A 10,814-nucleotide genomic window follows, 5' to 3' on the forward strand; every position below is an offset into this window, starting at 1 on the left:
GCGCGCTTGCGGTGCCAATTGTTGGGGACGCCTTTATTACGCGTACCTCTTGATAGCCCGAATGCCCTTCCTTTTTTTCTTGTTGTCGTCGTAGAACTGACTAAGGATTCCCATGTCCTTCAGTCGGGCAAGGACCGGTCGAACGAACGGATCGTCGGGAAGTAGCGGCCTACCGGCGCCGCTCGCAGCAAGCTCACTGTAGACACCTTGCAGGCTATGCAGAATTGCTAGGAGCCTCTCAAGGTTAATCGTGGCCAGGTGCGGCCCTAGAAGTTCAAAGACCACCGCGGGAGAGACTCTCGGTACGCGTGCATATCGTTCGATGGCGTTCAGAGGAATGCTCAAACCAGCCTCTATAGCCCCCTTCAGCAGTTGCTGAATTCCCGCAACGTTTGCAGAGGATGCATAGGCGTCGATCCGTTCTACAACCTTGCTCTTCAACTTCTTGCGAACCTGAGCGCTTTGCAGAAAATCAGCCAGATCGGTTCCGATCACCTGGGGCGACATGAACTCCCCAAAGCTTCTTGAACGTTGGATGTAGTGTGCTCGGGTTGCCCAATCCGTACCTTCCAAGGCGAGGTAGGTCTCCTTTGTGTCTTCGATCAGCTTCGCCTTCAGGGCAAGCCCGAACAGCTCACCACTCTCAACCACGAGCTCGCTTACCGGCAGTGGCCCCTCCAAGCCAAGCATCGTCGCCAGTTCCACGCGCCGCTCCGCAGCAAGGACGTCACTCGCGGCCAATATCACCTTGGCAACTCTCTGCCTGCCCTCAAGTTCCACCTCCTCAACATCGGCAATTGATGGGGTCTTCAGCAGAGTGGTGGCCAAGGGCGCGTCGATACTCTCAAACTCATCCAAGTACGCAATCAGGTTGGGCAGCGAGACTCTGAATCTTATGGCTTGCGCGACCAGCGGCCAAAGTTGCGAGGCCACATCATCGAGATCTTCAATGATGCAGTCAGGGGAAGCTCGCGAAATGAGTACACCGATTGTCTCCAGGTCCGCGTCTTCTGACTCTGCCACTTCCGACAGGATCTCCAGATAGTTGGAGCTGACATCGACGCTAAAGTCTGAAGGTGAGATTGAATGGAGGTACTGAGACAGATGGCCGATCATATGATCGTAGGCAAAATCGCTCATTGAACGAATGGCGTCCAGGGCAACAGACCCGCCATCCATGATGGAGACCATGTTCTCGCGCGTGATCTCATAGAGGCCCCGAGCAAGCAGGTCGCTCCGTAGTGCTGGCGCCAGGCTGCCTAGATTAGATGCACTGAGTCCGCAGCGCAGAAAAATGGAGCCTATTCCCTTCGCGGAGCGATCATCCAGCTCCTCACTAGCAAGCGAAGGGATCAACGCATAGTTCGCCTTGAAGTGGGCGATAAACGCAGCATCAACTGAGTATCTGACCCTGCCGCTCATGCTCTTTAGTGCTACGCCGATAAGCCGCAAACGGGCGCTTTCCTCAACGTCAACCTCACTACAGAGGTAAATTAAAATCCCATCATAGATGGGAGTTAGAAGCCTAATAACGGCATCTTTCTCGGAACTTCCAGCCAGGATCGCCTGGAGGTAGCGCCGCTGATCGGCCCCCATCTTCGTCAACGAAGCCATGTGACGTGAGAGGATGGCCGGGTACCCCGGGTTGCGTTCTCCACCGTTCAGCAGACGATCCAAGATGCTGACGTTGTAGATGCCCGGCTCTCCAAAGTCCCCTACGGCGCACTCACCAATAACCTCATCTGCTTCATCGGGCTCGAGATGGAAGTGTTCATCCATCGTGTTTCGTTGCACATGATAAATGAGGAAGTTCATCGCCGCGGCGCTAACACGATCGCCAGGGAAGACGGAGGTGTAGAGGTTGAAGTTTCGATTGATGTACCCGGCACGGACCAGATGATAGGCCAGTCCCGTCTTCAACTCATTCTGTGCCAAGGCATCCAATGACATCGATTGATCCGAATGCGGGGCGACCCAATCCTCCCGGCCAAGGAGCTGGACCATGTCTGCCGCGCGGAGTTCGACTAGATCTGAATGAATCTGAGCACGCCGCGCGACCTCAGCATCAGCGTCCAGTTGACCCCACTGCTCTGGTTTCCAGCGTTCACCGAGCAATTGCACAATGTCACTCTTCTTCAGCGACAGTATCTGAGTGCGGTTGTAGTGATCGTTTTTGACGCTAAACGTGATGACACTATCCATGGCGGCGTCCTGAAAACTCTTCCAGAAGTCAACGCCCTTGTACGTCGCGATTGAGTACGAGACTCCCAAGAGCTCAAATGGCCCATCGGTGACGTGATGGGAAGCAGCGCGCATCAGCATCTGACCGATTCCGAGCAATGCTTCGCCCAGTTCTTCGCTTCGCGTCTGCAGCCCGGTTGCCAATGACTCCCGTCGGTAAGTGGCTGATAGCTCCTTTTCCAGGCGATCAATGTTGAAGGCCACGATTTTTCGACCATGGTTGTAGAGAAGGTCAAGCTTGCTGCCGCCAAGGCGAATGGCTTCGAAATCGCTTAGGTGTGTGCTCTTGTACAACATCAGAGCGAACAGCTCAGTCTCCGATAGCTTCAGGCGGCTAGCCGGCCTCAGGATCTGATGCCGGAAGACCAAAAACTCGTTGCGCACATTTTTTAGCAGACGCATTTCGGGTACGTGCCTGCTGGCAAGATCAATCAACTTGGGTTCAATGCTGTGCTCTATTTCCCTCAGCAAACGTGTCGTGAGATCTCGCGCGTTCTGATGGGTGATGAAGGGGACAACCGGAATCACCAGGTCAAAGAACTTAGTCCGATTGGCTCGAACTGTCTCGGCAAGTGCGGTGTCATCAGCTGCCAGCAGGTCGCTCTCAAGTCGCCGGCCCTGCTGCTGCAGACCAAGCTGATCGAAGATGCTGTCCTTGATCGCATAGATAAACTTGATCTCGCTTTCAATCTGTGGCGAAACGTTCAGGAGGGTGTTAAGCGATCTCAGGGTTTCAAAGATGTGCGCATCGTTGAATCGATCGATATCCTCGAACACAACAATGTTCCGCTTGGACACCTCAAAGAAGTAGACGATTTCATCCAGGTACTGGTCGAAGTACGATACTGACCGATCATCCAACGTGACCGTCGCCGCCCCCGCAGAGAGCTCCTTGATCCGCAGCCGGCCGTGGAAAAGCTTCCTCAGGGTCAGCGCCGTACCCATGAAGACCGGGGCCAGCACCAAGTAGATGCCATTGCCCATTGCCGTCCCGAAAGGAAGAACCTTGGCGATCTGATCGGCCCAGCCGGTCAGTAGGAACGCTACAACCGCGATCAGTGCAAAGATCAATGCGATCAGCAGCTCTCGGGACCAGTTGAAGCGCTCGATCCGCTGGAAGCGGGATCCCGGCGTGTTTCTTGGCTCTTCACGGTAGAGGAGCTGCTTGACGATCTCCTGCTGAATCCGATTAGTCGGCGTTATCGCCTGTGGGGGTAGCGCCCCCTGATTTGCAACAGACTCGAACGGAGCTAACGTCGAGAGAGAGAGTTCGAGCACTTTCCCCTCATTGCGACGCACCAGCTCCTTAAGAATGCTACTTTTGCCAACGCCATACGTCCCTGATAGGGCGATGTTACGGATCTGGGGGGTGACTAGGGCATCCGTGAGCGCGTCGACGTAGGGCGTATGATCCGACTTTGAGAACTCTGGCGTCAGCGGCGTTAGCTTGGGGATTCCATCACTGCTTGTCGCGTCATCCGTCATATGCTCCTCCTGAGGGGCAATGCCGACTGGGGTTCCGGCGGCAACGCTTGATCGAGTGATATCGAAGTCGGGGTGCTTCATGGACATCCTGTCGGAGCAAAAGTGTTTGGGTGGGGTATCGATTGGCAATAGGGCGCCAGGGCCCTTACGTCAGCTTAATGCATGCTAGCAACACAGGACTCTTGGAATAGCTTCATTGAGTCCCCATTCATCACGCCGAACCGAGCGAAATCACGGGATTCCCAAGGCACCTCGGCAGGCGGTTGCCATCTCCGGTGGGATTGCAGAGGGGGCAGGCCGTGCTTACGGATCCAGGAAAGATATAGGTCGTTGGCGTCAATTCGGCTAACACCAGATTCCGCCCATCCCTTATCTCTCATCTCTCCGGGACCACGGTAGGCTCAAGGTCAGTCGTGGATAAGGTGGAATCATCGGGGGTAGACAAAGCCTCTTTTGTCGCCTCCAACAGCAAAATTCTTGGTGAGGACCGCGACACTGGTTTTTCCGGATAGGGTCTACGGCCTTCACTCAAATCCTTCATCCCGCTCGCGCCCCGTGCGTCCCAGCATCTGGTTCCACCATTCGATGCGCTCTCGCAGGTCCCGGACGGCTTGATCTCGCTGGATTGCCTCTGAGGATCCAGGGGCTGCCGGCAAATTTTTGAGAAGCTCGATGCCTGCATTTAAGTTGGGAAGGTCTTCGCTGGAATTGGTCGCCCGCACGCAGCGACCCAACACGGCTTGGACGAAGACACCTTTGTCGGGTGCGAGTGCGTACAGCCGTGCCACCACTGAAGGCGCTCCCTCGACGGGCAAGTCTAGTGGGCAGATCCGAGACGCGAATGCGATCCGTTTGGGAGGGTTCAAGGCACACCATTCGACCAAGGTGTCTGACGCCATCACCGGCCCGGGCACACCCGTGTGATCCGTATGCCAGGCGCCCAGCACCATGTCGACCACGCGGTGCCGCTGCTCTATCGAGCGCCTTTGGTTGAGAACGCTTAGCGTTTCCTGAGGGTAGCGCTGCAGGATCGGCGCCAGGTAGTTGCCGCTATCGCTTGGCATATAACTCGAGCTATCTCTTCGGTAGTCATCGACACATTTGAGCAAGGGACGAACGCTCCTGAAGGATCGGGAATGCCTTACTCCGAATGCGAGGATCTGAGACATTTCGTGATCCAAACGCTCACCAAACTCGCGGATGGGCGGCCACTCCGCCCGCACCATGAAGTCTCGGCAAAACGTCGCCAGAGCGTCTTTCCACTCCGGCTCGCGATCGCGAGCTGCATATACCACATATGACAGAGCATCGATTGCGGAATAGCTTCCTTCCGGGCCCTTAGTAGCCAAGGCATTGAGAACGGAGGCGATGTTGACGAGATCGAGGGCCTTCAGCGAGGGGCCGAGGAACTGGTAAGACAGAATGGGAGCGAAATCGGCCTCAATTGATGCGACCAGCCGCGTCGCTCCCGTAGCGTCCAATGGCACCTGCAGCTGCAGAGTCGGGAACCACGGGCCCAAGATCGGATCATTAAGTGCCTCATCTAGAAGGCGTGATGCCAACGCTGGATCGCGCTCGTGCCAACCTCGAAACAAGCCACCGACAAAAGTGAGATTGCACGACTTCCGTGCGCTTGCGGCTTGGACCACTGTGCGCACCATATCGATGAGTGGCTTGGCATCGGCAAATGCGAGCGCCACTCCTTGACCAATGGAATGCGCCTGACCAAAAATTTCGCCTTCCAGCAGCCGGGGGAGGATGTCTTGTAGGAGTGCGGGTTCACTCGCCAACTCTCGGCCTAGGGCCAGACCATTGGCTGCCACTCGCTCATAGACATTGTCGCCATCTTCGCGAAGCTTGGCGTAGTCATAAGGATCTCGCATTGCAATCGCTGCCAGGACTTGCGCACGCAGTCCCTGGGGGCTCACGAGTTGTTCAAATGCCTCAGCTCGCATGCGCGGGTCTCCGCGCAGGTCCTTGTGGCGGAGCAGCTGCCTAACTGCATGTAAGCTCGGAAGCCAGCCGTCGATGTGGAGGAAGTCGGGCGCGAGGCGTTCCAGATGCTGTAGAAGCAACGGATCGTAGACAAATCCTGCAACTGTCTTAGCTAAGGCGGCGCGCATGGTCTTGCCGCACTGGTTGTTTTGCAGCGCCATCGGTTCGGCCATGGTGAGGAAGGTTTCATACCATTGGCGATGCTCGGCCTCGTTCTTCGCCCGCCATCCTTGCGTGCGTGTCCGTGCCCCGAACTGAAACGTGCCATGTCTGCGGAAGCCGCGCACTTTGAGCGTCTCGACCAGCAATGCAACACCGATCTCGTATTCGGTTTCATTGCCGGATGCCAGCAATCGCTTGATGTGAGGTGCGCGCTGGGAGGCATGGGCTAGCGTGCCTGAGCCATACGCTTGAAACAACGCGATCAGGTATTCAGGCTGTCGCTCGCGGCGGCTTCGGTTGGCAGCTTGCATGAGTGCCAGCTTTATCAGCACATCAATACAACGATCGAAGTTGAGGGCCTCATAGGCGAGGGAATTAGTAATGCTGGCCAACTTCTCGATCCGGAACTCATCCAGATCACCGGCCTTCTTAGAGGAAACGGACCGCTCGACCGCGTCCAATGTGGCCACCTGAGCAACCGGAGCAAGGCGCTGGAAGATATGGAAGCTGGGGTCGGACAACGAGGCTGGCGCTCCAATTGGACCGTCTGATGCCATCCAGCGAGCGACTAGGGATTGGGTGGCCTTCGATCCATGCAAGAAGCTCAGGCGGTGTGCAAACGAAGAACGCACACGCTCTGGCGCATGGCTGAACAGTCGATCCTCGACCTCCGATGCGAGCTGTTCTTCCAGTGCCTGTGCGGCCAGACGGTTTGAAACTGCGTGGGGCAGCAATGCGCGCCATTTTCCACGTTCCTGCAGCAAACCCCGTCGCTTGAGGTCGACCATGTTGCGTCGGAAATCGGCGATCGTTGTGCCGGCGAACCCCGTCAGGATCCCCATCTCGGAGGTGGACGACACATCCTCACCATCGAACGAATAGATCAGGCTCGCAGCCTTGGCACAGCGCAACAATTCGTCGCCGGCGCCTTGGGACTGCTCGAACAGGCGTCGGAACAGTTCGCCATCTTTCAGGGAAGACAGGTCATCGGTGTATTGGGAAGTGGAAGCCAGCGCGAAGGCGAGGCGAGAGTTGCCGTCGCTTGCGGCAATAACGGTGTGCACATCGTTCAAGGAAAGATGCTGATAGCGTGCGCGCAGGAGCACCGACATTGTTTCGTCAGATGCGCCCTCTAAACGATAAAACACCGTGTCCTCGGGGAGGTCGTCCTGGATGTCATATTCAATTGTCAGCAGGCCAAGCGTCTTGGCGGTCTTTGCCTTGCGCTCGACGAGGGCCGCATGCGATTTCTGACCGCAGTTGTCCACGATCAAGATCGACGGAGCGCTGGAACCCTTAAGCGCCTCGATCATGGCTTCTGGGGACGGATCAGGGCCGTTCGAGATATCGGTATAAATCGCCCAATCTTGGGAAAGAGCAGGCATGTCGGTTTGAATGCGAGAATCGAACAGGGCCTGAGCTAGTCGCGTTTTGCCCACACCAGACAACCCAATCAAGCGCACCGTGCCGCCCGCCGCCAAGTTGCGCCGGATCGCCTCAATGGCTTGGAGATCAGTCATTCCATCGGTAGCACCCGGTCCGAAAACCCGTGGCTCCGTGCCTACAACGAACTCGGCATCTTGGTCGGTTTCCTTGTATGCCCATGGCCCGTAACCCTTCCATCCCTGAATAGACTTTCCGATGCGCTCGCGCACCCAGATGGCAAGTGGGGGGAAGTCCTCGACCCAATCGGCGATCTGTCGCGCGCCGAGGAAGTCGACCTTGATCTTGCCTGCCAAGCCGTGCTTATCGAGCACCTTTTCCATGGCAGCCACGCGATCGGTCCGCCTCGGATCAGCGGGATCGTCGCGGGTGGAGGCGATCACATACATGCCGCCATCCGTTGCCAGCGAAGCAATCGCAGGGCGGATGACCTCCTTGGGCGCCATCTCTGGCCCGATCTTGTAGGGTTCAAAGACTTCGGCTTTGACCTGGACGATGGCCACGCTGCGGCTCAGGGGGGCGCTCAGGACTGCGGCTGGTTGGCAGCCGACCCGCACATCGACCCCGCCATCACTGGCCCGTTGGTTCCCACCCCAGAACACGGCAGCCGGGTCGAAACCCGCACGTTGAACATGGAGACGGCACAGGCGAGCCAACAGCTCCCTGGCCTGTCCGTCGTCCAAGGCATGGATGTGGTCGGTCTGTATATGAAAGAGTGGGTGCATCGGATGATTGTCGCAAGGCTCGGGCGTCTTTGGGCGATCCACTGCGACTTGGACGAGGTCTGACCGCGCCGTCCATCGATAGGTGCGACCATCTGATCCAGGGTCAGGCCCCAACGGGCCCACGCACAGCGGCAGCCCCCAGGTCAGGCCGCCCTCGGCATTGCGGCGTACCACGTGGTCGACCACAAACTTCAGCACAACGGGGTCGGGCACCGGCAGTGTCAGGTCGAGCCCATAGCGTGCCATGTGCCAGCCTGCCCAATAGCGGAGCGCGCTGGTGTAGCTGCGGGTCGTGTTCTCGGCGGCCGCTTCGGCGAGCAGCTCACGCACTGCCTCGGCGGCCTGCTGGGCCAGTTGGGCGGGCAGGGCAAGGCTGGCCGCTTGTTGCACGAGAGCGGCTCGTTATTTAGGACGGTGTCCCTGAACGCCTCAAAAGTCCCAATGAAATCGAGAAGGATCACGATCCTCCAAGAAAACCAGCAATTGCCATGCGGATCCGGTGAAGCGCACCACCCGGGCGATTACGCCATTTCGCATAATGTATATTATGTAAGACGCGGACTGGCCTAGAAGGGCCTACCGCACTTCATCCCCAGCCTGAGCCAACTGCTCCTCAACCAGACCCATCACCCGACCCTTGCCCTCACTCCACGGCATGTTCCTAACCAGGTTCCGCAGCAGCCTCACATCCTGGCTCCAACCCAGCCGGTCACTGATCCGGTGCAGCTCTTTGCCTTTCCGAACAACCGCTCCATGTGCGTCGCCATGTCCCTGCAGCGCATCCAGAACCTGAGCTGCATCCAGTTGCATTCGGAGCCGCCGCACCCGTCGGCGCCACCGGTGCACGGCTTCTGGATCATCCGCACGAGCGGCCCGTTTACCAGCCTTCGCCGCTCGACGTTCACTTGCATCCAGCGCCGTCCGGACCGAACGCCGCCGCAACGAACGCCAAGGCTGGACCTCAAGCCGCTGCAGAACCTGTTCAACAACACGCCGCCTGCGTAAAAATCCAGGGTCCACGGCCAGCGAACGCTGCAGAATTCGCGTACGCCGCAGTTCCAGTGCTTCGATGATCGGCGCCCAGCCCAGTTCCGGGTGCGCCGCCTGAAGTCGATTGGCGGTCTCGACCACCACGTGCGCGTCCCGCATGCCAGACAGGCCTTTGCCGAGCTGCCTCAGCGCACGGTCTTCGCGCTCCACACCAAAGGTGTCGTACGTGAGCAACCCCAGCACGGCCCGCATCCGGCGGATCGCCTTGCGGGCCACATGAATTGCCTCGTTCTGGTCATTCGCCGCAGGGAGCGCATCCAGAATCGCCCGGGCATCCTTCACCAGCAGATCTCGAGCGGCCAGGCCGGGTGCGTCTGCTGACATGAATCCACCTGTGGCGGGACGATTCCTGAAGTGTAACCATTGGCCTGCCGGCGAGTGTGATGCGTCACGTTAATACCGTCCGACCCGAGCCATGCTCAGCACCGCACCAGCGCGCCCACCGGTAAAAGTACGCACGACAATCCCTGCCGGTCCGCCCGATACTTTTCCTGCCCAATTCGCTGGAACATGCAGGAGCACTCTCATGGCGATACCGAGCGCGAAGCACGCCTGTTCAAGCTGTTTCCTGGCGGCGCCGCTATCCCTGGTGCTCTGCCTGCTCTCGGCCAATGCGTCCGCGCAAAAGCAGGATGCGGACGCCATCGCCAAGAAGCTGTCCAATCCGGTAGCCGCGCTCATCAGCGTGCCGTTCCAGTACAACTACGACCAGACCTAGGGCGATGACGGCCATCGCAACCTGTTGAACATCCAGCCGGTGGCGCCCTTCTCCCTTTCCGAGCACTGGAACGTCATTTCGCGGACGATCCTGCCGGTGGTGTACCAGAAGGATGTCATTCCCGGAACCGACCAGGCCGGGATCGGCGACATCACCCAGAGCTTCTTCTTTTCCCCGAAGAAGGCCGACGAGGGTGGCCTGGTCTGGGGCGTGGGCCCTGCGATGCTGTTGCCTACCGGAACCGATGACCTGGGCGCCGATACCTGGGGGCTGGGCCCCACCCTCGTCCTGCTCAAACAGGAAGGCCCTTGGAGCTATGGCGCGCTGGCCAACCATATCGTCGATGTTGGCGGTGGCCGCCGCCGGGTGGGCATCAGCTCCACGTTCCTGCAGCCGTTCGTGTCACGTGGCATCGGGCAAGGACGCACCGTGGGCATCAACCTTGAGTCGACCTACGACTGGGAAGCCAAGCAATGGACGCTGCCGCTGAACGTCTTCTACAGCAAGGTGACCAAGCTCGGTTCGCAGATGCTCAGCTACCAGGGCGGCGCGCGCGTATACATGGACACGCCAAGCGGAGGGCCCGACTGGGGCGTGCGCTTTACTGTCACGCTGTTGTTTCCTGAGTGACCCTCCGCCCGGGCCTTTTGATTCCGGTCTAGCAGACGTCGCCCTGGCTGGCAGACGTCGCCCTAGACTGAATCCGCGTCCAGCAGGCGCTCGACAAACGCTGCCGCGTTGCGCATGACCTCGTCGAAATCCTTGCCTTCGGCCACGTTGGGCTGCAGCAGGCGGCGCTCACCGATCGCGATCAGGAACACGAAGGCCGGCTTGCCCTGGGGCTGCCAGGCCGTGACGCGGTAGTCGGCGTGACCGTACGTGGCGTCCATCGTGGCGCTGGCTACCGGCGGATGCGCTGCCTCCGTAGTGGCATCCGGGGTTGGCTCCTCCATTCCGGAACCGAAGCGCACGGCCCGGGCGGTCGGGTAGCGGCT

6 protein-coding genes are annotated in these 10,814 nt (G+C 58.7%); 2 read left to right on the plus strand and 4 right to left on the minus strand.

Features of this window, described 5'->3' with window-relative positions:
- Positions 1 to 36: 36 nt before the first annotated feature.
- The 3 genes from FSZ13_RS01270 to FSZ13_RS01280 all read right to left on the minus strand — a co-directional run bounded on the left by FSZ13_RS01270 (position 37) and on the right by FSZ13_RS01280 (position 9,425).
- Positions 37 to 3,807: a DNA-binding protein gene (locus FSZ13_RS01270; protein ID WP_145477627.1), complete on the minus strand. Its 3,771-nt coding sequence runs from the start codon at positions 3,805 to 3,807 to the stop codon at positions 37 to 39.
- A 443-nt stretch (positions 3,808 to 4,250) separates the two neighbouring features.
- Positions 4,251 to 8,441 (minus strand): hypothetical protein, encoded by a 4,191-nt coding sequence (locus FSZ13_RS18850; protein WP_428999956.1) that lies wholly within the window; start codon positions 8,439 to 8,441, stop codon positions 4,251 to 4,253.
- Between the two features lie 186 nt (positions 8,442 to 8,627).
- Positions 8,628 to 9,425: a CHAD domain-containing protein gene (locus tag FSZ13_RS01280; protein WP_145477628.1), complete on the minus strand. Its 798-nt coding sequence runs from the start codon at positions 9,423 to 9,425 to the stop codon at positions 8,628 to 8,630.
- A 202-nt stretch (positions 9,426 to 9,627) separates the two neighbouring features.
- Between FSZ13_RS01280 and FSZ13_RS18610 the strand changes: the two genes are divergently transcribed.
- Positions 9,628 to 9,819: a hypothetical protein gene (locus FSZ13_RS18610; protein ID WP_222116582.1), complete on the plus strand. Its 192-nt coding sequence runs from the start codon at positions 9,628 to 9,630 to the stop codon at positions 9,817 to 9,819.
- 24 nt (positions 9,820 to 9,843) lie between these two features.
- Positions 9,844 to 10,449, plus strand: a complete 606-nt coding sequence (locus tag FSZ13_RS01285) for a transporter (RefSeq protein ID WP_222116583.1) — start codon at positions 9,844 to 9,846, stop codon at positions 10,447 to 10,449.
- Between the two features lie 62 nt (positions 10,450 to 10,511).
- Here the strand turns inward: FSZ13_RS01285 and FSZ13_RS01290 are convergent, their stop codons facing one another.
- On the minus strand, positions 10,512 to 10,709 hold the full coding sequence (locus FSZ13_RS01290) for a hypothetical protein (protein ID WP_145477629.1): 198 nt from the start codon (positions 10,707 to 10,709) through the stop codon (positions 10,512 to 10,514).
- Positions 10,710 to 10,814: the final 105 nt, after the last annotated feature.

It is taken from the genome of Stenotrophomonas rhizophila, assembly GCF_007667275.1.
Taxonomy (GTDB): Bacteria; Pseudomonadota; Gammaproteobacteria; order Xanthomonadales; family Xanthomonadaceae; genus Stenotrophomonas; species Stenotrophomonas maltophilia_AE.

What these genes read in the sequence shown, in the direction of transcription:
- FSZ13_RS01290 (WP_145477629.1), bottom strand. Translation starts at nt 10,709, where the DNA reads ATGGACGCCACGTACGGTCACGCCGACTACCGCGTCACGGCCTGGCAG.
- FSZ13_RS01270 (WP_145477627.1), bottom strand. Translation starts at nt 3,807, where the DNA reads ATGAAGCACCCCGACTTCGATATCACTCGATCAAGCGTTGCCGCCGGA.
- FSZ13_RS01280 (WP_145477628.1), bottom strand. Translation starts at nt 9,425, where the DNA reads ATGTCAGCAGACGCACCCGGCCTGGCCGCTCGAGATCTGCTGGTGAAG.
- FSZ13_RS18610 (WP_222116582.1), top strand. Translation starts at nt 9,628, where the DNA reads ATGGCGATACCGAGCGCGAAGCACGCCTGTTCAAGCTGTTTCCTGGCG.